We start from the raw sequence: 24,917 nt of genomic DNA, 5'->3' as shown, positions 1-24,917 counted from the left end.
GGGTCAGACCTTGCCCCGCGCCACGGCTAGGAAGAGGCGCAGGCGGGCCTCCAGTTCGGAAGGCTTGCGGCCCTTGGCGCGGATACGGGCCAGGGTGGCGTGGGCGACCGCCGGGAACGCCGCCACCGATAGGCCTGCGGCGTCCCGGAGCGCACGGTCGAGGATCGGACCGACATCGGGCCCGGCCAAGCCCGCCGTGCCGATCAGCCGTCCGATGGCCCAGGCGCGGCCGCCGGCCAGGGCCTTGGCCTCATCGGCCGCGGGATCGAGCATCCGGGCGGCCAGGATCGCGGCGTTGCCTGCCGTGCCATCGGCCCACTCCAACGCCTCCCCCAGCTTCATCGGCTCGGCGCTGAGCTCGCGGTAGCGGGCGTCGATCATCGCCTCCAGGCGAGGCCGCGCCAGGCCGTGGCGGCCGATGGCCGCGGCCAGCGCCAGGGCCGTGGGATGCTTGCGCACCGGGCGGCCCTCGAACACCTCGTCCAGCACCTCGTTCCACCAGGTCAGGCGGATCTCGCCCATCAGCGGGGTGGACGCGACGCGGGGCGCGCGCGCCAGCTCATGATCGAAGGCGTAGAGGGCGATGACGTCGGCGCGGGCCTCCGCATCGCCGATGAACCGGCTGGACAGCCAGCGGTCGGGATCGACGCGGCCCACCAGGGCGTCGAGGTCGTTCGGATCGTGGGCGTCGTCTTCAGACATGATGACCGTAAAATGCAAAAGGCCCGCCGGTTGGGGCGGGCCTTCCGACTGTAATGGAGCCGAAGCCCTAGCCGAAGATGGTCTGGCTCATGGTCATGGTGACCAGCATCGGGATCGACAGCAGCGTGTTGGTCCGCGAGAACAGCATCGCCGTGCGGCCGGCCTTGGCCTTGGCGTCGGCGTCGGCTTCCACGATGCCCAGCGCGATCTTCTGGTTGGGCCAGATGAAGGCCCAGACGTTGATGAACATCACCGTGGCGAGCCACATGCCCATGCCGATGAAGATGTGGCCGACATTGGAGAAGCCCTCGGTCGCGCCGAGGGTGAAGGCTTCCACCAGATAGCCGCGGTTGAAGGCCAGGATCACGCCCGCCACCCAGGTGAGCAGCGCGGCCCAACGGAACCAGAACAGCGCCTCGGGGGCGATAAACTTGGAGACCGCGGGCTTCAGCTCGGCCGGAATCTTGGCCATCTGCGGGATCTGGACGAAGTTGAAGTAGTACAGCAGGCCGATCCACATGATGCCGCAGAGAACGTGGATGAAGCGGAACAGCCCCTGGAAGAAGATGGCGTCGGCTGAGCCGTAATGGCTGAAATAGCCAGCGATGATGATCAATGCGAGCACGCTGCTCACGAGGATGGTGTTGCGAAGATTTGCGAGTAGTCCAGCCATGGGTATGCCTCTACGATTCCTGCCCTGACCGTCAGCTATAGGGGGTTTCCGCCGAGGCGGGAAGCCGCCGGGGACTGAGCCTCTCTGGAGCCTCTCCGACGGGGAGTCTGAGCCGGTCGCTAGATGGCGATCAAGGCCGCGGCCAGGCGGCGGCCTTCGGCGGTGAGCACGTTGTACATCCGCGCCGCGGTGGGCGTGTCCATGAACTCCAGGCCGATGGCGGCCTTGGAGAGCGCCTCGCGCAGCGCCCTTGGCGGGAGGGCGTTGGCGGCCCCCATGCCCAACAGCACGAACTCCACCTCCCGGGCGCCGGCGCCCAGAACCGCCGACAGGCTCTCAGGTGTCAGATCGGCGACGCGGGTCACCGGCCAGGGATGGGCCTGATCCTGAACGATGAGCACCGAGCCTTCATGGCGCACCCCCGACAGCCGGAACCCGCCGTCGCCATAGGCGTCGATGGAGGGGGCGTCGCGGGCCATATTTAAGGCCGCGCGTTGGCCGACTTCAGGGGCTCGGCCAGCTCGTCACCGCGCTTCACGCCCCACAGCAGGATCACCGGCGCGGCCACGTAGATGGACGAATAGGTGCCGACGACGATGCCGAAGATCATGATCAGGGAGAAGGCCAACAGGGTCGGCCCGCCGAATATGGCCAGCCCGCCCAACGCCAGGACGGCGGTGAGACCGGTGATGACGGTACGCGAGAGCGTCTCGTTGATCGACAGGTCGATCACCTCGCCCAGGGGCATGGACTTGTACTTGCGCAGGTTCTCCCGCAGCCGGTCGAAGACCACCACGGTGTCGTTCATCGAGTAGCCGATGATGGTCAGGATGGCGGCGATGGTGGTGAGGCTGAACTCCAGCTTGAAGATGGCGATCAGTCCAAAGGTCAGGATCACGTCGTGAAACAGGCCCACGACCGCGCCGACCCCGAACTGCAGCTCGAAGCGGAACCAGATGTAGAGCAGCATCAGGCCGATCGCGAGACCCAGGGCGAGGAGGCCGCTCTGGAAGAGCTCGCCGGAGACCTTGGGACCCACGACGTCGGCGCGCTGGAAGGTGACGGGGCCGAGGGCCTCGACGAGGGCCGCCTTGACCTTGTCCACCGCCACCGCGGGCTGGAGACCGTCAGGCGTCTGGAAGCGGATCATGGCGGTGGTCGGCTCGCCGAAGGCCTGGACCTGGACGTCGCCGAGATTCTGCGCCTCCAGGGTGGCGCGCGCCAGGCCAAGGTCCACCGCCTTGGGGGCCGTGGAGATTTCCAGCAGGGTCCCGCCCTTGAAGTCGATCCCGCAGGACAAGCCCGCGCAGGGTGGCTCGAAGGGGAACAGCGTGAAGCCGAGGGACACCACGACCGCGACCGCCGAGACGATCGCCGCGAGACGGGAGAAGGCGACGAACCGGAAGTTCGTCTTGATCGGGAGCACCTTGATGAGAGGCCAGTACTTGGACATGTCGGCGTCTCCCTAAACGATCGGCAGGGTCTTGGGCCGCACCCGGCGGAACCAGATCGACAGCAGGAATTGCGTCACCACCACAGCGGTGAAGACCGAGGTCAGGACGCCGATGGATAGGGTCCAGGCGAAGCCGCGGACGGGTCCGGAACCGAACTGGAACATGATCAGCGCCGCCAGGATCGTGGTCACGTTGGCGTCGATGATGGTGGTCATGGCGCGCGAGAAGCCTGCGTCCATGGCCGAGAGGACCTGACGTCCTGCCCGCACCTCGTCGCGCATGCGTTCATAGATCAGCACGTTGGCGTCGACCGCGACGGCAAGGGTCAGGATCAGGCCCGCGATGCCAGGCAGGGTGAGGGTCGCCTGGGTTACCGACAGGGTGGCGACAATGAGCAGGCCGTTGACCAGCAGGGCGATGACGGAGATCCCGCCAAACAGCCAGCCATAGGACAGCAGCATGAAGACCAGGATGGCGATGAAGCCCACCGCGGTGGAAATCTTGCCGGCCTGCACCGCATCGGCCCCCAGTTCGGCCCCGACGGTCTGCTGCTGCTCGACATTGAGCGGCGCCGGCAAGGCGCCGGCCCGCAGCAGGATGGCCAGGTTGTTGGCGCTCTCGACGGTGAAGTTTCCGCTGATCTGGCCGGAGCCTCCGGTGATGGCGCTCTGGATGACCGGCGCGGAGATGACCTTGTTGTCCAGGACGATGGCGAAGCGCTTGCCCAGGTTCTGGGCCGTGGCGTCGCCGAAGCGCCGCGAGCCCTGACCGTTGAAGCGGAAATTGACCACCGCCTCGCCGCTCTGGCCGTCGAAGCCCTGGTGGGCGTCGGTGAGCATCTCGCCGGTCACCAGGGCGCGCTTCTTGATGAGGATCGCGCCGCCCTCCTCGTTGGGCAGGAGCTGGGAACCCGGCGGAATGCGGCCCGCCGCGGCCTCCTCCGGCGAGACGCTGTCGTCCACCATCTGGAAGGTGAGCTTGGCGGTCTGGCCGATGATGTTCTTGAGCTTTTCCGGGTCGCTCTCGCCCGGCGCCTGGACGACGATCCGGTCGACGCCCTGGCGGCGGATGTCAGGCTCCTTGGTGCCCAGTTCGTCGATGCGGCGGCGGATGATCTCGATGGACTGATCCACCGCCTTGCCGGCCTCGGCGACCAGGGCCTGCTCGGAGAAGACGACGCGGATGCGCTGGTCGTCGGCGGAGCTGATGGTCACGTCGCGGCCGCTGGCGGCGGCGGCCAGGGGCGCCCCCACGGTCCGGCGCAGGAGGTTGGTGGCGGCGGTCAGCTGCGCCGGATCGGTGATCCGCACGGAGACCGCGCCCTCCACCTGACCCAGGTCGGTGAACGCGATCTTGTCTTCGCGCAGGGTGGTGCGGACGTCCTCGACGAGGTTGGTCAGCTTCTCGGCGCGTAGGGCCTTGGTGTCGACCTCCAGCAGCAGGTGCGACCCCCCCTGGAGATCCAGACCCAGGTTCAGTTTCTGCTTCGGGACAAAGCCCGGCAGGCTGTCGAGCGTCTTCTGGGGAAGCACGTTCGGCAGGCTGAACAGGAGACCGAAGATCACCGACAACAGGACGGCGATCGTCCTCCAGCGCGACGGAGCGATCATCTATGAGGCTCTCAGGCCTTGGAATCGTTGGCCGGGGCGGGCTCGCCCTTGACCCGGACGTCGGAGATCATCGACTTGACCACCTTGACGTTGACGCCCTGGGCGATCTCGACGCCGACTTCCTTGTCCTCGACGCGCACGATCTTGCCGATGATGCCGGAGTTGAGCACCACGGTGTCGTTGCGCTTCACGTTGGAGATCATCGCCTGATGCGCTTTCATCCGCTGCTGCTGCGGGCGGATCATCAGGAAGTAGAACAGCACGACCAGACCGATGAGCGGCAGGAACTGCATCAGCATTTCCGTCGGGCCGCCGCCGGCGGCGGCGCCTGCGGTCTGGGCGAAGGCGGGGGTGGCGAACATGGTCTCTCCGAAGTCCGTCGTCGGGCCGGCGAACGCCGCCCGTTTTCAAGTCGGCGGAAGCTATGCGTTCGCCCTCGGTTTTGCAATGGAACGGCAGGCCCGCTAAGCACCAACGCCATGGATTCAGACCTGAAACCCGTTCTCGAACGCATCGCCGCCGCCCTGGAGCGTCTGGCGCCCCCGGCCCGCGTCCCGCCGGTCTTCGACGGCGCGCGGCTTTTCCGGCACGATCCGGCCACCCACAGCTTCCATCCGGCGCCGGACTACGCCCTGCCGCTGGCGGCCCTGATCGGTGTGGACCAGCAGAAAGCCCGCTTCCTGGAGAACCTGCAGCGGTTCAAGGCGGGCCTGCCGGCCAACCACGTCCTGCTCTGGGGGGTGCGCGGCACCGGCAAGAGCTCGCTCACCAAGGCGGCCTTCATGGCGGTCGCCCAGGACGCCGCCGATCTGAAGCTGGTGGAGGTGGATCGCGATGAAGTGACCGCCCTGCCCGCCCTGTTCGACACCCTGCGCGAACGTCGCGAGCGATTCCTGGTGCTGTGCGACGACCTCTCCTTCGAGGAGGGGGCGGCAGCGGCCAAGGCGCTGAAATCGGCCCTCGAGGGCGGGGTTTCGGGTCCGCCCGCCAACGTCCTGTTCGTCGCCACCTCGAACCGGCGGCACCTGATGCCCCGCGGTCACGCCGAGGACCGCGGCCTGATCGCCACCGCCGAGGACGCCGAGGAGGAGGTCAGCGTCTCCGACCGCTTCGGCCTCTGGGTCGGTTTCCCCCCGATGGACCAGGCGACCTATCTTGAAGCCGTCACCAGCTACGCCCGCGCCCACGGCCTGATCATCGCCGATCTGGAACGCCGCGCCCTGCAATGGGCGCAGCTACGCGGCGGCCGCTCGGGCCGCGTCGCCTGGCAGTTCATCCGGGATCTGGCCGGCGAACTGGGCAAGAGCCTGCCGATGTAGGCGTCCTTTTCCTCTCCCCCTGAACGGGGAGAGGAGGTGAATCACCGTCCCAGGACCAGCTTCGGATCGATGGGCCGGGCGCGTTCGCTCGGCGCCGAGGCGTAGCGGACCTCGAAGTGCAGCTGGGATTCGGCAACGCCCCCGCTGGCGCCGGCCTGGCCGATCTGCTGACCCTGGACCACCTTCTGCTGCATCTTCACGTCGACCCGGGCGAGGTGCCCATAGGCCGTCACCCAGCCGTCGGCATGCTTGATCAGCACCAGGTTGCCGAAGCCGGGGACCTGGTCGCCGGCATAGACCACATCGCCGCTGGCGGCGGCGCGCACGGCTTCGCCGGCGGTGGCGCGGATGTTCAGGCCGTCGTTGCGCTGGCCCGTCCCCTTCGGACCGAACTCCGAGATGATGTCGCCCCGCAGCGGCCAGTTGAACCGGCCGCGTCCCTGGGCGGTGACCTGGCTGTCGGAGAGCGGGCTGGAGCTGACGCTCGGCGGCGGCGTCGGCCGGCTGGGCGTCGGGGTCGTCGGCCGGCTGTAGTTGCTGGTGGAAGGCGGCGGCGTCACCGGCTGGGAGACCGGCGGCGGGGTGGCGGGCCGACTGGGCGGCGGGGTCGGATCGCGGCGCGGTTCGGACGGCAGGGTGACCGTCGTCCTGACGGTCTCCTTGACCGGGCCCTTGTCCTTGTAGCCGTCCGGCAGGGTGATCTTGCGGCCGGACTTGATGGCGTCGCCGATCTTCATGCCGTTCTCGGCGGCCAGGGCCTTGGGCGTCACGCTGAAGCGCTTGGCGATCAGGGCCAGCGTGTCGCCGGAGCCGGCCACATAGGCCTTCACCGTGGTCTTGGGACCCTTCAACTTGTCGCCGGCGTGAAGGACGTAGGGTTCCTTCAGCTTGTTGTCGTCGGCCAGCTGCTTGCGGGTGGTGTCCATGGCGCGCGCGATGGCGTCCAGGGCCTGGCCGCTCTTGACGGTGTAGATCTGCGGCGGACCGGCCACCTCCACCACCTTGCCGGTGACGGAGGTCTTGGTGGTGCTGGTCGTCGTGGTGCGGGGCGGCTCGGGCTCAGGTTCCGGCTGAGCGACGGGCGGCGGGGTGTAGGCCGGCGGACGCTGCTGCGTGGGAGCCTGCGGCTGGAACGGCGCCTGGGCCGGGGCCTGCACCCCCGTGCCGGGAACCTGGACCCGGGTGGTGATGGTGGTCGGCCCGTTGTCCTTGAAGCCGTCGGGCAGGATCAGCTTCTTGCCCACGGCGAGCGGATCGTCGACGCTCATGTCGTTGGCGTCGGCCAGGGCCGGGCCCGATACCGAGAAGCGGCGCGCGATCGCGTAGAGGGTGTCGCCGGAGCCGACCACATAGGCCTTGGCGTCGCTGGAGGGCCCCTTCAGGACCTTGCCGGGACGCAGGACGTAGGGTTCCTTCAGGTCGTTGTCGTCGGCCAGTTGCTTGCGCGTCGTCCCCATGGAACGGGCGATGGCGTCGAGATTGTCGCCGCTCTTGACCGTATGGCTCTTGGGCGGGCCGGCGGCCTCCACCACCTTGCCGGTCACGGTCTGCCGGGTGACGGTCTGCATCACCGGCGGGGTGTAGACGGGGGGCGGCTGATAGGCCGGCGGCGGCGTATAGGGTGGCGTCGAAGGCGTCACATAGGCCGGGCCGTTGGGCACGGGGTCGAGCGGGCGGCTCTCCACCGGACCCGTCGAGGGGCCAGGCCGCATCGGTCCCTGCTCCTGCGTCTCCTGGGGTGCCGGCGCGGTCTCGGCGCCGGGCGGCGGCAGGCGCGTCGGATAGTTGGGACGCGCGACCTGGGCGTCCTCGCCGAACGGCGTATAGGTCGTGCAGGCGCTGAGGGACGTCGCCGCCAACAGGATCAAGGCCGTCCGGGAATAAGAAAGCGTCATCGCCGCTCCGCTCTATGGGTTCGGAATCAGTCGAGGCGTCGGAGTTAATGATGGGTTAAGGAGCCCGCCATCGCCAACCCACAAACTCGTAGGAAAGTGGACGGCTAAAGCTCTCTGGCCACGCCGTCCAGCAGAGGCACGAACCGGACATCGGTCAGAACCTCCACCGTGAAGCCGCCCTTACCGTCGCCGGTATAGCGTTTCAGGCTCTGGACCGGCCCCTTGCCGATCGGCGCCACCAACACCCCCGTTGGTTTCAACTGGGAAAGCAAAGCCTTGGGCTCATCCGGCGCCGCGGCTGTGACCAGAATGCGGTCGAAAGGCGCCTGCTCGGGCCAGCCGAGCCCCCCATCGCCAAACCGGGTGATCACATTGGTGAGACCCAGTCGCTTGAAGCGGGCCTCGGCCTCCCCCATGAGGGTCCGGTAGCGCTCCACCGTGTAGACCAGCCGCGAGAGCTTGGAGAGCACGGTGGTCTGGTAGCCCGAGCCGGTGCCGATTTCGAGGACGCGAGCCCGGGGCTCCAATCCCAGGGCCTGGGTCATCAGGCCGACGATGAAGGGCTGGCTGATGGTCTGGCCGCAGGCGATCGGCAGGGCCGAATCCTCCCAGGCGCGCTCCTGGAACAGGTCGGGCGTGAAAAGGTCGCGGGGCGTGCTCTCGATGGCGTTCAGCACGCCGGCGTCGCTGACGCCCTGCGAACGCAGACCCAGGATCAGGCGCGCCAGCCGCGTTTCGGGCGAGTCCTTCTCCGGTTTGGCCATTGTTCCTGTCACCTAAGCCTTGGGCGGCACGCCGCCGAGCACACCCTTGAGACGATGAACGGTCTCAAGGTGAGTCAGGTCGATGTGCAAGGGCGTGACTGAAATCTTTCCGTCGTAAATCGCCTTCAGGTCGGTTCCGGCGGCGGGCGAGGACAGCTCCTGCCGGAAACCCATCCAGTAATATTCCCGGTTCCGCAGGTCCGTGCGCTTCTCGGCATGGCGCACATTGATGTCGCGGAAGGTCTGGCGGGTGACCTCGACCTCGGTGATCTGCTCCACGGGGCGGGACGGGAAGTTGACGTTGATGATCACGTCCTTGGGCCAGCCGGTCTCCACCAGCTTGCGGATGATGCCGGGCGCGAACCGCTCGGCGGGCGCGAAGATGTCGTCGGTTCCGGTCGGCCAGCCGGTCTGGGACAGGGCGATGGAGGGGATGCCCATCGCCATGCCCTCGATGGCCCCGGCCACGGTGCCCGACAGCGTCACGTCCTCGGCCAGGTTGGCCCCGCGATTGACGCCTGACAGCACCAGGTCGGGCTTGGCGCCCTCCATCAGCTCGGAGATGGCCAGCATCACGCAATCGGTGGGCGTGCCGCTGGTGGCGAAGCGCCGCGCGTCCAGCTTCCGCACGCGCACGGGATCCGACAGGGTCAGGGCCCGGCTGGCGCCCGACTGCTCGTATTCCGGGGCGCAGATCCAGATATCGTCGGTGAGGACCTTGGCGATGTTTTCCAGGGCGACCAGGCCTTCGGCATGGATGCCGTCGTCGTTGGTCAGCAGGATTCTCACGCCTCACCACCGATGTGGGTCAGGCCCGGCAGGTAGGGATGCAGGGCCTGGGGAATGGCGATGCGGCCGTTCTCGTCCTGATAGTTCTCCATCACCGCCACCAGGGTCCGGCCCACGGCCAGGCCCGAGCCGTTAAGGGTGTGGACGAAGCGCGTACCCTTCTCGCCGGCCGCCTTGGTGCGGGCGTCCATGCGGCGGGCCTGGAAGTCGCCGCAGTTGGAGATCGAGCTGATCTCACGATAGCGGCCCTCCGAGGGGATCCAGACCTCCAGGTCGACGCTCTTGCGGGCGCCAAAGCCCATGTCGCCGGCGCAGAGCAGCATGGTGCGGAACGGCAGGTTCAGGGCCTTCAGGATCGCCTCTGCGCAGCCGACCATCCGCTCGTGCTCGTCGGCCGACTGATCGGGGGTGGTGATCGACACCATCTCGACCTTGTAGAACTGGTGCTGGCGGATCATGCCGCGGGTGTCGCGCCCCGAGGCGCCGGCCTCCGAACGGAAGCAGGGCGTCAGCGCCGTGAGCCGCAGCGGCAGTTCCTCCTCCGGGGTGATCTGCTCGCGCACCAGGTTGGTCAGCGACACCTCGGCGGTGGGGATCAGCCAGCGGCCGTCGGTGGTGTGGAACAGGTCCTCGGCGAACTTCGGAAGTTGGTTGGTGCCGAACACCGCCTCGTCGCGCACCAGCAGCGGCGGCGAGACCTCGGTATAGCCGTGCTCCTGGGTCTGGACGTCCAGCATGAACTGGCCGAGCGCCCGCTCCAGCCGGGCCAGTTGGCCCTTCAGCACCACGAACCGGGCCCCGCTCATCTTCGAGGCGGCCTCGAAGTCCATCAGGCCGAGCGCCCCGCCCAGGTCCACGTGGTCCTTGGGCGAGGAGATGTGGTTCGGCTCGCCCCAGCGGCGCAGCTCGACATTGTCGTTCTCGTCCGCGCCGGCCGGCACGTCGGCCATGGGCAGGTTCGGCAGGGCGGCCAGCAGGTCGAAGAGCTCAGCGCTGGCGGCCCTCTCGGCCTCGGCCTGGGCCGCGCCGGCGCCCTTCAGGCTCTCGACCTCGGCCAGCAGGCGCTGAGCCTCGGGCTCGTTCTTCTGGGCCTTGGCCTGGCCGATCAGCTTGGACAGCTCGTTGCGCTTGGCCTGGGCGGTCTCGGCGGCGGTCTTCGCCGCGCGGACCTTGGCGTCCAGCGCGATCGCCTGGTCCGCCGCCCCGGAGCGGCCCTTCGCAGCCCAGGCTTTCTCGTAAAGCTCAGGGGTTTCGCGAATGGCTCGGATGTCGTGCATGGGGTCCGCCGTGAGGTAAGCGGCTTTCTCTAGAGCGCGCCGCCTCCGGGGCCAAGCCCTAGACCAGCGCCACGGCCGTGCTCTCATCCTCGCGCCTGCGGCGGCGGTCGATGGCCGCCACGCACCAGATGGAGATTTCGTAGAGCAGGATGATCGGCGCGGCCAACATGGTCTGGCTGATGGGATCAGGCGGGGTGACGATGGCCGCCACCACGAAGATGCCGACGATGGCGTAGCGGCGGCCGGCCCGCAGCTGCTTGGCGTCGAGGATCCCCGCCGTGCCCAGCAGGGTCAGGACCACCGGGAGCTGGAAGCACAGGCCAAAGGCCAGCAGCAGGGTGGTCACCAGGGTCAGGTAGTCGGAGACCTTGGGCAGCAGCTCCACCGAGATCGACCCCACCCCGGTGATCTGCTGGCTCAGCGAGAACCACAGGACGAAGGGCAGGATCATGAAATAGACCAGGGCCGCACCCAGGCTGAACAGGGCCGGCGCGGCCACCAGGAACGGCAGGAAGGCGTGCCGCTCCTTCTTGTAGAGGCCCGGCGCCACGAAGCCGTAGATCTGCCAGGCCAGGACCGGGAAGGTGAGGATCACCGCCCCGAAGCCGGCCAGTTTCAGCTTGGTGAAGAAGAATTCCAGCGGCGCGGTGAACACGAACTTGAGGCCCGCGCCCGCGACGCTGGGGACCTCCTTCAGGCCGGTGAGCGCCAGCAGCAGGTCGAAGGGGCCGCTGTGGCCGCCGCTGGCCTTCTGGGCCGCCATCAGCTGGGCGGCGACCTCGAAGGGGTGCAGCAGGGCGATATAGATCTGGGTGGCGAAGCCGAAGCAGATGGCGAAGCCGATGGCCAGGGCCGCGACGCAGATGATCAGCCGGGAGCGAAGCTCGACCAGATGGCTCAGCAGCGGCGCGCGGGACGCCTCGATCTCGTCGTCAGGGGCGTCGCTCAAGAGACCGTTCCCTTGGCGGGCCGTGCGGCGGGCGGCTTCTTCGGCGCCGGCTTGGCGGTCGCGACCTTCACGGGGCTGGCCTTCGGCTTGGTCGCGGCCTTGACGGTCCTTTTGGCGGCCGCGGCCTTGGGCGCGCGCGGCGCCCTGGGTTTTGCGACCGGAGCCGGCGCCACGGCCTCGGCCACATCGGCCTCACCGTACTGGTGGCTCATCGGCGGATGGAACTGGATGCCGGCGCCCTGCAGGCTGTCGCCGATCTCGTTGAAGACCTGATTGATCTCCACATTGGCGGCCTCGGCGGCGGCGTGGTCGGCGGCCTGGCCCTTGCGCATGGCCTCGACCTCCTTGCGCAGGTCGTCAAGTTCCGACTGGCGGGCCATCTCGTCGAAGCTGGCGCGGAAGTCGTCGGCCATGGAGCGCAGGCGCGCCACGAACTGCCCCAGCTTGCGCAGGAGCATGGGCAGATCCTTCGGCCCCACCACGATCAAGGCGACCGCGGCGATGACCAGCAGTTCCATCCCGCCGACTTCAGGAAGCATTGCTCACGCCTAAACGATGAAAACCCACGCCGATCAGGACCGGCGTGGGGGGAATTGCGGGAACGGCAGCCGACTAGCTGCGGGCTTCGTCTTTTTCGCGCGGCAACGGCTTGGCCGTGGTCGCCTCGGTGGCGACTTCGTCCTCGCCCTTCAGGCCGTCCTTGAAAGCGCGGATGCCCTTGGCGGCGTCGCCCATGATGGACGACAACTTGCCACGGCCGCCGAACAGCAGCGCGACCACCGCCAGAACGATGACCCAGTGAACCCAACTCATTGCGCCCATGGCGACAAAACTCCTTCACGTCGGCGGCCAAACCGGCCGCGCGCCCGCCCGTTGCTCAAGCCCAATATAGTCTGTCGTACAGACGCCTTCCATCCCTGCCCTGCGTTGCGGGCAAAGAACTATGGCGTATCGTCCTCGCCGAGGAAGTCTGTGTGGAATTCGGGCGCCGCGTCGTCCTCCAGCGGGTCCTCGTCGGCGTCCAGGCCACCGCCCGGATTGGGAATGGCGAAGTCCGGCGGCAGGTCGAGGCTGAGCAGGCCCGCGGCCTTCATCTCCGCCATGCCGGGCAGATCCGCCAGGCCCGCCAGGCCATAGTGCTCAAGGAAGGCGTCGGTGGTGCCGTAGGTGACCGGGCGGCCCGGCGTGCGCCTGCGGCCGCGCATCCGCACCAGACCCAACTCCAGAAGCACATCCAGGGTGCCGCGGCTGGCCTGCACCCCGCGCACGGACTCGATCTCCGCGCGGGTCACCGGCTGGTGGTAGGCGATGATGGCCAGGGTCTCCTGGGCGGCCTTGGAGAGCCTGCGGGGCTCCTCCCGCTCCTCGGTCATCAGGAAGGCGAGGTCCGGCGAGGTCTGGAACCGCCAGCGGTCGGCGACGCAGACCAGCTCCACCCCCCTGCCCTCATAGGCCTTCTGCAGGGCGGCGATGGCCGCCTCGACATCGGAATTGGCCGGCAGCCGCTTGGCGATGTCGTCCAGGCTCAGCGGGCCCGCGGCGGCGAACAGCAGGGCCTCGACCTGACGCTCGGCGGGAGGGGTCACGCCGCGGCTCCCCGGCGCGCGCGCAGGAAGATGTCAGCGAAGGCCTCGAGTTGGCGGGCCTCCATGGCGCCTTCCTTCACCAGCTCCAGGCTGGCCGAGAGGGTCGAGGCCACATAGGAGGCGCGGCTCGGCCCGGCCTCGGCGCTGGGGCGCATGGGAGCGATGCCCTGCAGGGAGGTCCAGCGCGACAGGTCGGGCAGCATCTCGCGCAGCCGGTCGCGGGCCTCCTCCAGCGGATAGGCCTGGGGCGTACGCGGGGTGTAGTGGCGGCCCTGCTCCTTCTTCCGCTGGGCGATATAGGCGCTCATCAGGCCGTAGAGGTCGCCCTCGAGACGGTTGGACGGGATGATCTGGATGGCCTGCGGGTCACCGCGCAGGAAGACCTCGCGGCCCAGCTGCGGCCCGTCGCGCAGGGTCTCGGCGGACTTGCGCATGGCGTCCAGCTTGGCCAGCCGGAAGGCCAGCTGGGCGGCCATCTCCTCGGCCGGAGGCTCCTCGGCCTTGGGCCGCTCGGGCTTGGGCAGCAGCAGGCGGGACTTCAGATAGGTCAGCCAGGCGGCCATCACCAGATAGTCGGCGGCCAGCGAAAACCGGATGCGCCGGGCCTGCTGCACGAAGGCCAGGTACTGGTCGGCCAGCTTGGTGATCGACAGCTTCATCAGGTCGACCTTCTGGCTGCGCGCCAGGGCCAGCAGGACGTGCAGCGGACCCTCATAGCCGTCCAGATCGATGATCAGGGCCTCGCCATCCTCGGCCGCCGTGGTCGCCGCCTCGAAATCCAGATTGGGCTGGAAGGTGTTGCTCAAGACCAGCGTCCCTCGAAGGCCGCATCGAATCGGGCGCGGGCTTCCTCAGCATCGAAGGGCTCGGGGACGCGGGCGATGCGACCCAGGGCCGCGCGGGCCCGCTGGGCGGCGCGGCCGGTGAGCGCCCGGGTCCCGGCGATCACCGCCTTCATCTCGGCCATGTCGCCATTGCAGTGCAGGATCACGTCGCAGCCCGCCGACAGAGCGGTCTTGGCGCGGGAGCTGAAGTCGCCGCCCAGCGCCTTCATCGACAGGTCGTCGGTCATCAGCAGGCCGTCGAACCCGATGGCCTTGCGGATCACCGTGCTGATCACCCGCTTGGAGGTCGTCGCCGGCCCCCGTGGATCGACGGCCGTGTAGACGACGTGGGCGCTCATCGCCATCGGCATGTCCGACAGGACCCGGAAGGGCGCGAAGTCGTGGGTGTCGAGGTCCTCATAGGCGGCGTCCACCACCGGCAGGTCGTGGTGGCTGTCGGCCAGGGCCCGACCGTGACCGGGGATGTGTTTGATCACCGGCAGCACCCCGCCGGCGATCAGCCCCTCGCAGGCCGCGCGGCCCAGCTGGGCCACGCCCTCGGGGGTCCTGGCATAGGCGCGGTCGCCGATGATGTCGTGGGCGCCTTCGCTGGGTACGTCCAGAACCGGGACGCAGTCGACATTGATGCCCAGGGCCGAGAGGTCATGGGCCAGCAGGCGCCCCCCCAGACGGGTGATCTCCCGGCGCAGCAGGGGGTCGTTGGCCGGCAGTTCGCCATAGGCGCGGCCCGGCGGATAGCGCCGCCAGTGCGGCGGGCCCAGGCGGGCGACCCGCCCCCCCTCCTGGTCGATCAGGATCGGCGCCTCGGGCCGGTCGACGCAGGCGCGCAGGGCCTGGGTCAGCGCGCGCACCTGGTCGGGGCTCTCGACGTTGCGCTTGAAGAGGATGAACCCCCAGGGACGCACGTCACGGAAGAAGGCCTGCTCCTCCTGGGAAAGGGTCAGGCCTGCGCAGCCGAGGATGGAGGCGCTGATGCTCACTTCACGAAGCAGCTCTTGCCCGCGGCCTTGAGCTGATCGCAGAAGGCGGTCGCGTCGGCGCGGCTGGCGAAGCCGGTCACGGCCGTCCGATAGAGGGTGGCGCCGTCCTTCTGGATGGCCTCGACCCGCTTGCCCTTACCGGCCGTGGCGCCCGGCGCGATCCGGGCGGCGTCGTTCCAGCCCTTGTCGGCCAAGGCGGACGAGGAGAAGGCGCCGATCTGCACGGAAGCCGCGCCGCCGGCGCTGGCCACCGGCTTGGGCGGGGTGGCGGCCGGCAGGTTGGGCTTCAGGGCCGGAACCGGCTTGGGCTCAGGTGCGATCGGCAGGGCGGCGACCGGTCCGGTCTGCTGCGACTTGGTCGCGATCGGCGGGGCGATCGGCGCGGGCTTGGCGGCCGGGGTCACGACGACCGCGGGCGCCGCATCACGCGCAGCGGGCTGCTCCGGCGGCGCGGTGAAGTTGGGGGCCGCCGGGGCGGCTGCGCCCTCCGACGACTGATAGATCTGCAGGCCCGCGGCCGGGTCCACAGGCTGGGCCTCTTCGGGCGCCGGGCCCTTGATGGCCCCCACGGGGGTTCCCACCGCCTGCGGCGCGGCGCCGGCCTGGCGCACGCCCGAGCGGTAGAAGATCACGATCGCCACCACCAGGCCGACCAGGACCAGGGCGCTGATGATCAGCATCATCGGCGCGGGCCGGGTTCCCCGCACCGGCTGGCGCGCGTCGAAGGACAGCGGCGCGTCGGTGGGCGGCGTATAGGCTCCGCGGTCGGGGTTGGTCATCAAAGGCTCCCAAGGGAATCGAAAGCGCGCGCGAAACGAATCGCGCGGCGTCGGGCTCAGTGTACCGAAGGGCGGCGGGCTTCGAACCGCCCGGAACGCCTAATTCCAGACGTCGAGGTGGAAAAGCCTGCGGTGCTCTTCAATGGCGAAGCGGTCGGTCATGCCGGCGATGTAGTCACACACCACCCGGGCGCGGCCGGCGTCGTCGCGGTTCTGCGACCGGGCGAACCACTCCGTCGGCAGGACATCGGGCTCGCTCATGAACAACTGGAACATCTCGGCCAGAATACGGCGGGCCTGGGAACGGGTGCGGTTCACCTTCCAGTGCCGGTACATGCGGTTCATCAGGAATTCCCGCAGCTGGCCCAGATCCTCGAGCATGTCGCGGGAGAAGGCCACCAGGGCGTGGTCCAGGTGGCGGACGTCGTCGGCCGAGGCGACCTTGGAGGCGCTCGCGCGGCGGTTGGTCTCGGCCAGCACGTCGTCGATCATCGCCCCGATCATCCGGCGCACGGCCTCCAGGCGGATGATGCCGGGGTCGAGGTCGGGGTATTCCTTGTAGACGCCCGCCAGGATCGGCCCGATCAGCGGCACGTCCAGCAGCTCCTTCAGGTGGAACAGGCCCGCCTGAACCCCGTCGTCCACGTCGTGGTTGTTGTAGGCGATGTCGTCGGCCAGCGCCGCGCACTGCGCCTCCGCCGAGGCCCAGGTGTCGAGGCCCAGGTCGTACTCGGCGTCGAACTCGGAGATCGCCTTCCAGGAGGGCTGGCTGAGCTTGGCCGTCACCGGGCCATTGTGCTTGATCACCCCCTCCAGGGTCTCCCAGGTCAGGTTCAGTCCGTCCCAGCGCGGATAGCGGCGCTCCAGCTTGGTGACCACCCGGAAGGTCTGCACATTGTGGTCGAAGCCGCCGAACGGCTCCATCTGCACCTGCAGCTCGTCCTCTCCGGCATGGCCGAAGGGCGGATGGCCGAGATCGTGGGCCAGCGCGATGGTCTCGGCGAGGTCGGCGTCCAGCCCGAGGGCGCTGGCCAGGGAACGCGCCACCTGGGCCACCTCCAGCGAGTGGGTCAGTCGGGTGCGGAAGTGGTCGCCCTCGTGGGCCACGAAGACCTGAGTCTTCTCCTTCAGCCGCCGGAAGGCCGTGGCGTGGATGATACGGTCGCGGTCGCGGGCGAAGGGGGTGCGGTTCCGGCTCTCGGGCTCGGCGACCTTGCGGCCCAAAGACAGGGCGGGGTCTTCGGCGTAGGGCGCGCGGGGCGGAACCGTCAAAGCCATGTATGCTCGCAAATCACGATAGGCCTCTTGGTGAGACGCCCTGGGACCCTCATATAGTCCAGACGAGGCTTTTACGCATCATGACCACATCCGACCTAACCCTCTCCCCGACCGCGGCCCAGAGGCTGCATGACCTCAGCAAGGCCGAGGGTCATCCGGTCATGCTGCGCGTGGCCGTGGAGGGCGGCGGCTGCTCGGGCTTCCAGTACCAGTTCGACCTGGTCAGCGAGCCGCAGTCCGACGACCTGCGGGTCGAACTGGACGGGGCCGCGGCCCTGGTGGACGAGATGAGCCTGATCCTGCTCAAGGGCTCGGTGATCGACTATGTCGACGAACTGGCCGGCGCGGAGTTCCGCATCCGCAACCCCAACGCCAAGTCCAGCTGCGGCTGCGGCGTGAGCTTCTCGATCTAGCATCGAAGCCCTTCTCCGCTTGTCGGGTCGCGCTCTACCCTCAGACCGACAACCTCCGTCATCCCGGGCGACCCGCTGGGGAGACCCGGGACCCAGGGGCCGAGCGCTGCGCCCCTAGGTCCCGGCTCTTCGCTTCGCTGCGGCCGGGATGACGAGGTGGGCTCGGAAGGTCACCGCCCCCGCGCCCAGGTCCGGCGCTGCTGGATCAGGAACGACCAGAGGCCGAGCCCGCCCAGGGCCGCCAGGGCCAGTCCCCCAAAGAACACCACCAGGTCGTAGAGCCGGCCGCCCGGAGAGGCGGCGTGGATCGGGTAGACCGCGTTCTGGAACCGCGCTCCGGGGCCAAAGGCCTGGGCGTCCACCGTGCCGACCACCTGCGACGTCGCCGGGTCGATATAGACCAGGGTGCGGCCGTTGGGATGCCATTCGGCGGGCTGTTTCAGGCGGATGACGGCCGGCGCGCCCGGCTTGGCTGGCCAGCTGGCCAGCCGCAGGGTCGCCTGCGGGAAGGCGGCCTGAGCGCCCGCCAGCGCCAGGGGCCAGTCGATATCGCCCTGCCCACCTTTGGGCGGCTTGGGCGTCTCGATGCCGCCGGGCGCCAACCGGGTCACCAGGGCCTTGCTGGTGTCGTTGAAGATGATCATTCCGCCGGTCAGGCACAGGACGAAGACCGGGACGGCCATGAGAATCCCCATGTCCCGGTGCGACGACACCAGGTCCCGCCGCGCCATCGACCTGGGCCAGACCTTGCCCGCAAAGCTGCGCCAGGCCGGGAACCAGACGATCACCCCGGTCAGGCACAGCACTGCGCCCGCCAGGCCCGCGACCCCCACCACGATCTCGCCGCTCTCTCCGGCCAGCAGGCGGTGGTGCAACTGGAAGACCCATTGCTCGACCCGCTCGGTGTCGGTCCAGCGGGCCAGGATGGCGCCGTCGGCGGCGGCATAGGCCATGCCGTCCTCGGGGTAAGTCAGCCGGTGGACGCCGATGTGCGGCCCAGCGAACATCATGCTGCGCGGACGCCCCTGCGCCTCCACCGCCTCGGCCGCCGCCCCCAGCACCGCGGCGGACGGCGTCACCCCCATCCGCGCCTCCGGCACGGTCAGCTTCACCCAGTCCTCGCGCAGCACCAGCAGGGAGCCGGTGAGGCCGAGCAGCACCAGGATCAGCGCCAGGATCGCGCCGGCCCAGGCGTGCAGGGTGCGGATCAGACCCATCAGAAGCTCTTCACGATCCCGAGGGTGACCGCACGGCCCTGGCCGGCGAAGTAGCGGCTGTTGTCGGTCGGGTTGGTCGTGTCGCTGTTGTAGGTGATGTACTGCGCGTCCAGCAGGTTGCGGACCCCCAGGCTGACCACGCCGAAGGGCCCATTCCAGGCGGCCACGGCGTCCAGCAGCTCATAGCCCTCGAAATTGTTGGCCACCGGCTGGCCCTGGAAGCTGCGGGCCTCAAAGACCTGGCCCTGCAGACGGAAGTCAAAGGCGCCATAGGTGGCGTCGGCGGTCAGGGTCAGGCGGTCCGGCGAGATGTTGGCGCCGTCCAGGTCGGCGTCCACGGCGCCGTCGCCATTGGTGTCGGTGCGGCCGTCCAGATGCGAATAGGCCGCCCCCAGGGTCAGCCAGGTGTTGGCCGCCCACTTCACGGTGGCCTCGATCCCCTCGATCTCGGTGCGCTGGCGCTGCACGTCGAAGGTTCCGCCGGCGTTGAGCACCAGCAGCGCGCCCTTGTCCGAGGACGAGGTGAACCAGGCCAGCGATCCGTTCACCGGCCCGCGGGTGAACTCCACCCCCAGCTCGATGTTGTCGGAGACCACCGGATTGACGTCCAGATAGGTGTCGATGTCGCGGCCCGGTGTGTTGATGGCCCGCAGCACCCGGCCGACGTCCGGCATGGTGAAGCCCTGGGCGTAGGAGGCGTAGGTGGTCACGCCGTCCATGACCCGGAAGGTGGCGCCCACATTGCTGAGCACCTCGGTGAAGCTCGGCTCGCCGCCGCTGACCCGGGTGGCGCCCGACGAGGCGAGCGTGGTGAAGTCACCGACCTCCAGGGTGGCGTTTTCCTGGCGCACGCCGGCCGACAGGTGAATGCGGTCGTCCCACAGGGCCTGGTGGACCTGCAGGAATGGCGACAGACTCTTGTAGGTGGTCTTGGGCACCCAGATCCGGTTGGTGAGCAGCAGTTCCTGATAGGTCTTGTCCTTCAGGCCATCGAGGCCGACCAGGACCTTGAACCCCGGCAGGGCTGCAAAGCCGCGCTCGTAGTCCAGCTTGAAGCCCTGCTTCTGGGAGTTGTTGGCCGACTGGTCGAACAGGGTGTTGATCGGGGCGATCCGCACATCCTGGAAGGTCCCGGTGATCGAGCCGCCGAACACGCCGTGATAGTCGTGGGCGAAGGCCTGGGCCGTCAGGGCGCCGCCGAACAGGGCGCCATCCTTGTAGGTGATCGCCGCGGAGGTGACTTCGTTGGCCGGCGCCTTGCCGGGCTGTACGCCCTTCACGGCGCTGGCCGGTCGGCCGGTGGCGCGGGCGCCGTTGACCAGCACGTAGCCGGCGCCGCCCTCCAGCGCGAAGTGGTTGACCATGGCCTCCAGGCGGCGCTCTCCGCCCAGGTCCACCCCGGCCTTGCCGAACAGGGACCAGCTGTCGGAGTTCTGGAGTTCGCCCTGGGTCGCGTCGATGCCGATGCGGCGGCCGTCGGCGTCGAAATAGCCGCCGCGCTCTTCGTAGGATGCGCCGGCCACGAAGTCCCAGGCGCCGAAGTCGCGGCCCACCAGGCCGGCGGCCTTGTAGCTAAAGCTGTCGTCCAGGTTCCCTTCGTCGAAGCTGGTCTGGGCCAGGACCTTGCCGGTCCAGCCCTGGCCGGACTTCGGCGTCGGCGCGGTGACATAGTTGATCACCCCACCGGTGGCGCCGACCCCCTGGATGGCGTTGGACCCGAACACCACCTCGACTCGGTCGATGAAGAAGGGATCGATGGTGAAGCCGTCGCGGCTGTCGTCGCGCAGGGGCGTCGACTGCGGCACGCCGTCCACGAGATAGAGGGGCGAGCGGCCGCGCAGGGTCTCGCCGGCGCCCGACAGCTTCTGCCGGGTCGGCGAGAAGGACGGCGCCAGGGCGGCGACCGCCTCCACCGCGCTCATTCCCAGCGACTGCTGGATGCGCAGGTCGCCCGCGCCGATGATCTGGATGGTGGAGGGCACGGTGGCGCGCGGCGCGTCGAAGCGCATGGCTGTGATCACCAGCTCGTCCACCGCCTTGTCCTCGGGGATGCCGACCTGGGCCTGGGCCGGAACGATCGCGGCCAGGAGGGCGAGCGCCGTCCCTCCGAACAGGGCTTGGAGTTTCATGGGTCTTCCAATTTGCGAATAAGTCTCAGTCGCTGCCAAATGGCAGAGCCGGCCGGACCGGTCAACCGCTGACCTGCCGCCGTCATCCCTCCCGTGAAGGGGAGGGAAAGCCCGTCACCCCGGAATGAACTGCAGGATCGCCACCAGCAGCATCAGCCAGGCCAGGGGCGCGGCCATGGCGGCCCAGGCCAGGGATTCCTGATCGCGCTTGAACAGCACCCAGGCGCCGAAGGGCCCGATCAGGCAGACGATCCAGAACAGGACCATCATCAGGAAGGCGATCCAGGCCAGCGGATTGAGGATGTTGCCCTGGTGGTCGAACACCAGCGGCGAGAACAGCGCGCCCACCGCGCCGAACGGGGCGAGGGTCAGGCAGAGCCCCGTCGCCACGCCCAGCCAGATCATCCGCGCGCGACGTGAAAGCTGTCGCCTGTTCTTGGAAGCCCCGGACATGGGCGCAAGGTCCCCATCCGACCCCCGCCCGTCAAACTGAATCGCCGGGCGGGCGGTCACAGGTCGCGTGTGAGGCTAGCGGGCGCTTGTTCGCACCGCGCCCGAGAGGCTAGACCGGGACACCTGCCCACGCCGAAGGACGCCCATGAAGATCGCCACCTGGAACGTCAACTCGGTCAACGCCCGCCTCGAGACCGTGCTGCGCTGGTTCGAGGAGGCCTCCCCCGATGTCGCCTGCCTGCAGGAGATCAAGTGCATCGACGAGAAGTTTCCCGCCGAAGCCTTTGAACAGCTTGGCTATAATGTCGCCGTCCACGGCCAGAAGACCTACAATGGCGTCGCGCTTCTCTCCAAGACGCCCCTGGAGGACGTCCGCAAGGGCCTGCCGGGCGACGACGGCGACGAGCAGGCCCGCTACATCGAGGCCGTGGTCTCCGGCCCCAATCCGGTCCGGGTCGCCTCGATCTACCTGCCCAACGGCAACCCCATCGACACCGAGAAATTTCCCTACAAGCTCTCCTGGATGGCCCGCCTCAACGCCCACGCCCGCGACCTGCTGGCCTATGAGGAGCCGCTGGTGCTGACCGGCGACTTCAACGTCATCCCCGAGCCCCGCGACGCCGCCCATCCCGAAAACTGGACCAAGGACGCCCTCTTCCAGCCGCAGAGCCGCGAGGCCTTCCGCGCCCTGAAGTGGCTGGGCCTCACCGAGGCCTTCCTGGCCATCGACGGAGCGCCCGAGAGCTACACCTTCTGGGACTATCAGGCCGGCGCCTGGCAGCGGAACAACGGCATCCGTATCGACCACGCCCTGCTCTCCCCCCAGGCCGCCGACAAGCTGCTGGCCTGCGTCATCCACCGCGACGTGCGCGGCTGGGACAAGCCCTCCGACCACGTGCCGGTGGTGACGGAACTGGACCTCTAACCCATGAGCCGCCGCGCCTTCATCCTTGGAGGCTCCGGCCAGATCGGCCAGGCGGCGGCGCTCAACCTGCTCGACGCCGGCTGGGACGTCACTGTCGGCCAGCGGCACGGCGGCCTGCCCGCCGACCTCCAGGGCCGCGTGACGGTCACCGTGCTGGATCGCGAGGACGACCGCGCCCTGCGCGACGCGCTCGCCAACCCCTTCGACGCCGTCATCGACACCGTGGCCTACAACGCAGCCCACGCGCGCCAATGGCTGGCCCTGCAGGACCGTCTTGGCGCGCTGGCGGTGATCTCCACGGGCAGCGTCTATGTGGACGACGAAGGCCGCACCCTGGGCGACGGCGCCCGATACCCGATACCCCTCACCGAGAACCAGCGCCGCGCCCTGCCCGGCGAGGCCGACTATTCCACCAACAAGGTGGCGATGGAGGACGTCCTGCTGGCGGGCGCACACATCCCCCTGAAGATCCTGCGCCCCTTCGCCGTCCACGGCCCGGGCAGCCGCGCGCCTCGCGAATGGTGGTTCCTGGCGCAAATTCTCCGCGGCGCGGGCGCCATTCCGCTGGCCTACGACGGGATGAGCCGCTTCCACACCACGGCCACCGCCAACCTCGCCGAACTCACCCGTGTCGCCCTTGAACAGCCCGGCGTCCATGTCCTCAACGCCGCCGACCCTCAGGCCCTGACGGTCGCCGAGATCGGGCAGGCGATCCTCACCGCCATGGGCTCGACGGCGACCCTCGCCCCCTTCCCCGGCCCGCCCAAGGGCTGGAAGGGCCGCACCCCCTGGAGCGTCGAGGCGCCCCTGGTGGCCGACATGAGCGCCGCGGCCGCCCTCGGCTACCGCCCCGTCACCGACTACGCCGCCGCCGCGCCCGCCCTGTGCGCCGCTCTGGTGGCGGAGGCCAACGGCAAGGACTGGCTCAGCGCCTTCCCGGGCCTGGCCGCCTACCCGCCGCAGATGTTCCAGACCCCGCCGGCGAAGTAGCGCCCCCTGTCAGCAACGGTTCAGCTTGCGAAAGCTTAACTGGCGGGATCGGAACGGCGTGGTTAAGACGCCGCCCTCAACATGAAAGACCCGTTATGCGTTCGCTCCTGCCCGCCACCCTCGCCCTGGCCCTGCTGGCCGCCCCCGCATTCGCCCAGGACAGCGCCACCGACGCCTCGGGCGCCTCGGCCGCGACGTCGGAGGCCGCGGGCCTGCTGGCGTCGTCGGGCGTGAAGACCGCCGTCGGCGTCTCCGCCGTGCCCGCCAGCGTCGTGGGCGCCGGCTCCATGGCCGGCGGCTCGGCGGTGATGGCCAGCGGCGCGGCCTCGGTCGGCGCGGGCGCCTCGGTGGCGGACTCCGCGGCCGAGTCCGGCAAGCTGGTGGTGGACGACAAGGTCGTGGTCTCCGCCGACCCGGCGCCCGCCGTGCCTTACAACACCCCCGCCCCGGCCAAGAAATGATCCGCCGCGCCCTGCTCGCCGCCGCCGCGGCCTGCGCCCTGACCACGGCGGGCCTGCCCGCCGCCGCCCAGGACTCCTCGGCCAACGCCGTTGCGCCCCACTTCACGGCGCCGGAGGCCGCGGCCTTCTCGAAACAGGTGGAGCGCGACCTCGCCGCGCGCGGCGCCAAGCTGGCCATCGTCTTCCGCACCGGCCGGCCGCGCAGCCAGCTGCCGGAGGGGATCAGCTACACCCACGGCGGCTTCTGGGTGCACCGCACGATCCGCACCGCCGACGGCAGGACCCAGCAGGGCTACGCTGTCTACAACCTCTATGCCGGGGACGGGAAAGCCTGGTCGAAGATCGAGAGCCGGCTGGTCCAGGACTATCCCTTCGACTTCACCCGCGGCTCCACCGTCGACGACATGGCGGTGATCATCCCCTCGCCGGAGATGCAGCGCCGGATCATCGCGGTGATCGACAGCCCGACCTACCAGGCCGTTCACAACCCGGCCTACTCCCTGGTGGCCAATCCGTGGAAGCGGACCTACCAGAACTGCAACAACTTCATGCTCAACGTCATCGCCGCGGCGATCTGGCAGACCAGCAACCCCGACCAGATCACCGCCGACCTGAAGGCCCACTACAAGCCGACCCTGGTGAAGGCTAACGCCGTCCTGCGGCTGTTTGGCCCCATCGCCGACCAGCGGCTGCGCACCGACGACCAGAGCGGGCCGATCCGCACCGCGACCTATGAATCGATGGCGGAATTCATGCGCGAAAACAACCTGCTGGAAGCGACCTATTCCATCAACTACGCGCGCTGATCGTTCGCTTTTCGGCTGGGCCGAACACCGCTAGCGTCGCCTCATGAACGACGTCGTCCGGCTCCTGTTGATGTTGGCCCTGGCCGGGACCGCGGTGACCTTCGCGGGCTCCTTCGCCATCTGGTTCTTCGATGAGGACCGGCGGATCGGCCGGGCGCTTCGGCGCGTGCTCAAGGGCGAACCCGAGGCGGTGCTGGTGGCCCGCGGCCGAGGCCGCGGCGTGGGCGTCAATTTCGCCACCGGCCTGGCCGCCGTCGCCTGGGACGCCGGGGCCTGGTGCCTGGTCTACCGGATCGACGAACTGATGGGCGCCGAGCTGATCATCGACGACCAGGTGGTGGCCCGCGCCCACCGCGACGAGCCGCGCCGCGCCCTGGATCAGCGGGTCAGCCACGCCGCCCGCGTCACCCTGCGGCTGATCTTCGACGACCCGCAGCACCCCGACTTCGAGCTCGACCTCTGGCTGACCGGCGACGAGAGCCGCCGCGTCGCCGCCTCCCCCGGCGCCGCCGTGCTGGAGGCCAACCGCTGGCTGGCTCGCGCCGAGGCCATCCTGCGCCGGCCGCGCGCCCTCACCCCCGCCGCAGCCGCCGCCACCGCCGTCACCGCCCCCCTGGCGCCGC

Annotated in this window: 27 protein-coding genes and 1 pseudogene; 7 read left to right on the top strand and 21 right to left on the bottom strand. The window is 69.1% G+C overall.

The genetic code is table 11. The features are described from left to right. Positions 1–3 precede the first annotated feature (3 nt). The 6 genes from Q7J39_RS17165 to yajC all read right to left on the bottom strand — a co-directional run bounded on the left by Q7J39_RS17165 (position 4) and on the right by yajC (position 4,801). Positions 4–702, bottom strand: a complete 699-nt coding sequence (locus Q7J39_RS17165; protein ID WP_304827997.1) for a squalene/phytoene synthase family protein — start codon at positions 700–702, stop codon at positions 4–6. Positions 703–769: 67 nt separating this feature from the next. Next, positions 770–1,375 (bottom strand): urate hydroxylase PuuD, encoded by a 606-nt coding sequence (locus Q7J39_RS17160; RefSeq protein WP_304827994.1) that lies wholly within the window; start codon positions 1,373–1,375, stop codon positions 770–772. A gap of 119 nt (positions 1,376–1,494) precedes the next feature. After that, positions 1,495–1,854, bottom strand: coding sequence for an Mth938-like domain-containing protein (locus Q7J39_RS17155; protein WP_304827991.1), 360 nt, complete (start codon positions 1,852–1,854; stop codon positions 1,495–1,497). 2 nt (positions 1,855–1,856) lie between these two features. After that, positions 1,857–2,828: a protein translocase subunit SecF gene (gene secF / locus Q7J39_RS17150; RefSeq protein WP_304827987.1), complete on the bottom strand. Its 972-nt coding sequence runs from the start codon at positions 2,826–2,828 to the stop codon at positions 1,857–1,859. Between the two features lie 12 nt (positions 2,829–2,840). Then, entirely contained in the window at positions 2,841–4,439 is a 1,599-nt protein-coding gene (secD, locus tag Q7J39_RS17145) for a protein translocase subunit SecD (RefSeq protein WP_304827984.1), read from the bottom strand. An 11-nt stretch (positions 4,440–4,450) separates the two neighbouring features. Continuing rightward, on the bottom strand, positions 4,451–4,801 hold the full coding sequence (gene yajC, locus Q7J39_RS17140; protein WP_304827976.1) for a preprotein translocase subunit YajC: 351 nt from the start codon (positions 4,799–4,801) through the stop codon (positions 4,451–4,453). A 117-nt stretch (positions 4,802–4,918) separates the two neighbouring features. Here yajC and Q7J39_RS17135 point away from each other — a divergent pair, with 117 nt between their 5' ends. Next, entirely contained in the window at positions 4,919–5,758 is an 840-nt protein-coding gene (locus Q7J39_RS17135) for an ATP-binding protein (RefSeq protein ID WP_304827973.1), read from the top strand. A 41-nt stretch (positions 5,759–5,799) separates the two neighbouring features. Here the strand turns inward: Q7J39_RS17135 and Q7J39_RS17130 are convergent, their stop codons facing one another. From Q7J39_RS17130 to Q7J39_RS17075, 12 genes are all read right to left on the bottom strand, one after another. Beyond that, a complete protein-coding gene (locus Q7J39_RS17130; RefSeq protein ID WP_304827970.1) occupies positions 5,800–7,653 on the bottom strand; it encodes a LysM peptidoglycan-binding domain-containing protein in 1,854 nt (617 codons plus the stop codon). 104 nt (positions 7,654–7,757) lie between these two features. Then, entirely contained in the window at positions 7,758–8,417 is a 660-nt protein-coding gene (locus Q7J39_RS17125; protein ID WP_304827967.1) for a protein-L-isoaspartate(D-aspartate) O-methyltransferase, read from the bottom strand. Between the two features lie 12 nt (positions 8,418–8,429). Then, positions 8,430–9,206 (bottom strand): 5'/3'-nucleotidase SurE, encoded by a 777-nt coding sequence (gene surE / locus Q7J39_RS17120; RefSeq protein WP_304827964.1) that lies wholly within the window; start codon positions 9,204–9,206, stop codon positions 8,430–8,432. Next, a complete protein-coding gene (gene serS / locus Q7J39_RS17115) occupies positions 9,203–10,483 on the bottom strand; it encodes a serine--tRNA ligase (protein WP_304827961.1) in 1,281 nt (426 codons plus the stop codon). Before serS ends, surE begins: the two co-directional genes overlap by 4 nt. A gap of 58 nt (positions 10,484–10,541) precedes the next feature. Continuing rightward, positions 10,542–11,432, bottom strand: a complete 891-nt coding sequence (gene tatC, locus Q7J39_RS17110) for a twin-arginine translocase subunit TatC (RefSeq protein ID WP_304827958.1) — start codon at positions 11,430–11,432, stop codon at positions 10,542–10,544. Next, complete coding sequence (tatB, locus tag Q7J39_RS20910; RefSeq protein WP_370690097.1) at positions 11,429–11,971, bottom strand: Sec-independent protein translocase protein TatB; 543 nt, start codon at positions 11,969–11,971, stop codon at positions 11,429–11,431. The genes tatC and tatB overlap by 4 nt, the downstream gene beginning before the upstream one ends. 73 nt (positions 11,972–12,044) lie before the next feature. Next, a complete protein-coding gene (gene tatA / locus Q7J39_RS17100) occupies positions 12,045–12,254 on the bottom strand; it encodes a twin-arginine translocase TatA/TatE family subunit (protein ID WP_293495106.1) in 210 nt (69 codons plus the stop codon). Positions 12,255–12,373: 119 nt separating this feature from the next. Beyond that, positions 12,374–13,018, bottom strand: a complete 645-nt coding sequence (scpB, locus tag Q7J39_RS17095; protein ID WP_304827953.1) for an SMC-Scp complex subunit ScpB — start codon at positions 13,016–13,018, stop codon at positions 12,374–12,376. After that, the gene (locus Q7J39_RS17090; protein ID WP_304827950.1) at positions 13,015–13,824 is read right to left on the bottom strand and encodes a ScpA family protein; all 810 of its coding nucleotides are present in this window, start codon (positions 13,822–13,824) and stop codon (positions 13,015–13,017) included. Before Q7J39_RS17090 ends, scpB begins: the two co-directional genes overlap by 4 nt. Next, positions 13,821–14,843, bottom strand: a complete 1,023-nt coding sequence (nagZ, locus tag Q7J39_RS17085) for a beta-N-acetylhexosaminidase (protein WP_304827947.1) — start codon at positions 14,841–14,843, stop codon at positions 13,821–13,823. The genes Q7J39_RS17090 and nagZ overlap by 4 nt, the downstream gene beginning before the upstream one ends. Beyond that, positions 14,840–15,622 (bottom strand): SPOR domain-containing protein, encoded by a 783-nt coding sequence (locus Q7J39_RS17080; protein ID WP_304827944.1) that lies wholly within the window; start codon positions 15,620–15,622, stop codon positions 14,840–14,842. Before Q7J39_RS17080 ends, nagZ begins: the two co-directional genes overlap by 4 nt. A 99-nt stretch (positions 15,623–15,721) precedes the next feature. After that, a complete protein-coding gene (locus Q7J39_RS17075) occupies positions 15,722–16,900 on the bottom strand; it encodes a deoxyguanosinetriphosphate triphosphohydrolase (RefSeq protein WP_304827941.1) in 1,179 nt (392 codons plus the stop codon). 80 nt (positions 16,901–16,980) lie between these two features. On the opposite strand from Q7J39_RS17075, the gene erpA reads away from it, so the two are divergent. Then, complete coding sequence (erpA, locus tag Q7J39_RS17070; RefSeq protein WP_215339752.1) at positions 16,981–17,313, top strand: iron-sulfur cluster insertion protein ErpA; 333 nt, start codon at positions 16,981–16,983, stop codon at positions 17,311–17,313. A gap of 170 nt (positions 17,314–17,483) precedes the next feature. On the opposite strand, the gene Q7J39_RS17065 is transcribed toward erpA, so the two are convergent. The 3 genes from Q7J39_RS17065 to Q7J39_RS17055 all read right to left on the bottom strand — a co-directional run bounded on the left by Q7J39_RS17065 (position 17,484) and on the right by Q7J39_RS17055 (position 21,112). Continuing rightward, a complete protein-coding gene (locus tag Q7J39_RS17065) occupies positions 17,484–18,530 on the bottom strand; it encodes a PepSY domain-containing protein (RefSeq protein ID WP_304827937.1) in 1,047 nt (348 codons plus the stop codon). After that, positions 18,530–20,659 carry a TonB-dependent receptor gene (locus Q7J39_RS17060; protein WP_304827935.1) on the bottom strand — a complete coding sequence of 710 codons (2,130 nt, stop codon included), beginning with the start codon at positions 20,657–20,659 and terminating at the stop codon, positions 18,530–18,532. The genes Q7J39_RS17065 and Q7J39_RS17060 overlap by 1 nt, the downstream gene beginning before the upstream one ends. A 114-nt stretch (positions 20,660–20,773) precedes the next feature. Continuing rightward, positions 20,774–21,112, bottom strand: a complete 339-nt coding sequence (locus tag Q7J39_RS17055; protein WP_304827932.1) for a hypothetical protein — start codon at positions 21,110–21,112, stop codon at positions 20,774–20,776. A gap of 145 nt (positions 21,113–21,257) precedes the next feature. On the opposite strand from Q7J39_RS17055, the gene xth reads away from it, so the two are divergent. The 5 genes and pseudogenes from xth to Q7J39_RS17030 all read left to right on the top strand — a co-directional run. Further along, positions 21,258–22,037, top strand: a complete 780-nt coding sequence (gene xth, locus Q7J39_RS17050) for an exodeoxyribonuclease III (RefSeq protein ID WP_304827928.1) — start codon at positions 21,258–21,260, stop codon at positions 22,035–22,037. 3 nt (positions 22,038–22,040) lie between these two features. After that, positions 22,041–23,027, top strand: coding sequence for an NAD-dependent epimerase/dehydratase family protein (locus Q7J39_RS17045; protein WP_304827925.1), 987 nt, complete (start codon positions 22,041–22,043; stop codon positions 23,025–23,027). A 95-nt stretch (positions 23,028–23,122) separates the two neighbouring features. Next, complete coding sequence (locus Q7J39_RS17040; protein ID WP_304827922.1) at positions 23,123–23,488, top strand: hypothetical protein; 366 nt, start codon at positions 23,123–23,125, stop codon at positions 23,486–23,488. Then, positions 23,485–24,294 carry a DUF2145 domain-containing protein gene (locus Q7J39_RS17035; RefSeq protein ID WP_304827919.1) on the top strand — a complete coding sequence of 270 codons (810 nt, stop codon included), beginning with the start codon at positions 23,485–23,487 and terminating at the stop codon, positions 24,292–24,294. Before Q7J39_RS17040 ends, Q7J39_RS17035 begins: the two co-directional genes overlap by 4 nt. A 43-nt stretch (positions 24,295–24,337) precedes the next feature. Next, a pseudogene (locus tag Q7J39_RS17030) lies at positions 24,338–24,917 on the top strand (hypothetical protein); the annotation flags it as partial.

Source organism: Phenylobacterium sp. (assembly GCF_030651185.1).
Classification (GTDB): domain Bacteria; phylum Pseudomonadota; class Alphaproteobacteria; order Caulobacterales; family Caulobacteraceae; genus Phenylobacterium.
The sequence above is the reverse complement of the archived record's forward strand: the minus strand, read 5'-3'. Positions and strand labels throughout refer to the sequence as shown.

Bases quoted from the DNA above. Each gene is read 5' to 3' on its own strand.
- Q7J39_RS17165 (WP_304827997.1), bottom strand. From the start codon at position 702: ATGTCTGAAGACGACGCCCACGATCCGAACGACCTCGACGCCCTGGTG.
- Q7J39_RS17160 (WP_304827994.1), bottom strand. From the start codon at position 1,375: ATGGCTGGACTACTCGCAAATCTTCGCAACACCATCCTCGTGAGCAGC.
- Q7J39_RS17155 (WP_304827991.1), bottom strand. From the start codon at position 1,854: ATGGCCCGCGACGCCCCCTCCATCGACGCCTATGGCGACGGCGGGTTC.
- secF (WP_304827987.1), bottom strand. From the start codon at position 2,828: ATGTCCAAGTACTGGCCTCTCATCAAGGTGCTCCCGATCAAGACGAAC.
- secD (WP_304827984.1), bottom strand. From the start codon at position 4,439: ATGATCGCTCCGTCGCGCTGGAGGACGATCGCCGTCCTGTTGTCGGTG.
- yajC (WP_304827976.1), bottom strand. From the start codon at position 4,801: ATGTTCGCCACCCCCGCCTTCGCCCAGACCGCAGGCGCCGCCGCCGGC.
- Q7J39_RS17135 (WP_304827973.1), top strand. From the start codon at position 4,919: ATGGATTCAGACCTGAAACCCGTTCTCGAACGCATCGCCGCCGCCCTG.
- Q7J39_RS17130 (WP_304827970.1), bottom strand. From the start codon at position 7,653: ATGACGCTTTCTTATTCCCGGACGGCCTTGATCCTGTTGGCGGCGACG.
- Q7J39_RS17125 (WP_304827967.1), bottom strand. From the start codon at position 8,417: ATGGCCAAACCGGAGAAGGACTCGCCCGAAACGCGGCTGGCGCGCCTG.
- serS (WP_304827961.1), bottom strand. From the start codon at position 10,483: ATGCACGACATCCGAGCCATTCGCGAAACCCCTGAGCTTTACGAGAAA.
- tatB (WP_370690097.1), bottom strand. From the start codon at position 11,971: ATGCTTCCTGAAGTCGGCGGGATGGAACTGCTGGTCATCGCCGCGGTC.
- tatA (WP_293495106.1), bottom strand. From the start codon at position 12,254: ATGGGCGCAATGAGTTGGGTTCACTGGGTCATCGTTCTGGCGGTGGTC.
- Q7J39_RS17080 (WP_304827944.1), bottom strand. From the start codon at position 15,622: ATGACCAACCCCGACCGCGGAGCCTATACGCCGCCCACCGACGCGCCG.
- Q7J39_RS17075 (WP_304827941.1), bottom strand. From the start codon at position 16,900: ATGGCTTTGACGGTTCCGCCCCGCGCGCCCTACGCCGAAGACCCCGCC.
- erpA (WP_215339752.1), top strand. From the start codon at position 16,981: ATGACCACATCCGACCTAACCCTCTCCCCGACCGCGGCCCAGAGGCTG.
- Q7J39_RS17065 (WP_304827937.1), bottom strand. From the start codon at position 18,530: ATGGGTCTGATCCGCACCCTGCACGCCTGGGCCGGCGCGATCCTGGCG.
- Q7J39_RS17060 (WP_304827935.1), bottom strand. From the start codon at position 20,659: ATGAAACTCCAAGCCCTGTTCGGAGGGACGGCGCTCGCCCTCCTGGCC.
- Q7J39_RS17055 (WP_304827932.1), bottom strand. From the start codon at position 21,112: ATGTCCGGGGCTTCCAAGAACAGGCGACAGCTTTCACGTCGCGCGCGG.
- xth (WP_304827928.1), top strand. From the start codon at position 21,258: ATGAAGATCGCCACCTGGAACGTCAACTCGGTCAACGCCCGCCTCGAG.
- Q7J39_RS17045 (WP_304827925.1), top strand. From the start codon at position 22,041: ATGAGCCGCCGCGCCTTCATCCTTGGAGGCTCCGGCCAGATCGGCCAG.
- Q7J39_RS17040 (WP_304827922.1), top strand. From the start codon at position 23,123: ATGCGTTCGCTCCTGCCCGCCACCCTCGCCCTGGCCCTGCTGGCCGCC.
- Q7J39_RS17035 (WP_304827919.1), top strand. From the start codon at position 23,485: ATGATCCGCCGCGCCCTGCTCGCCGCCGCCGCGGCCTGCGCCCTGACC.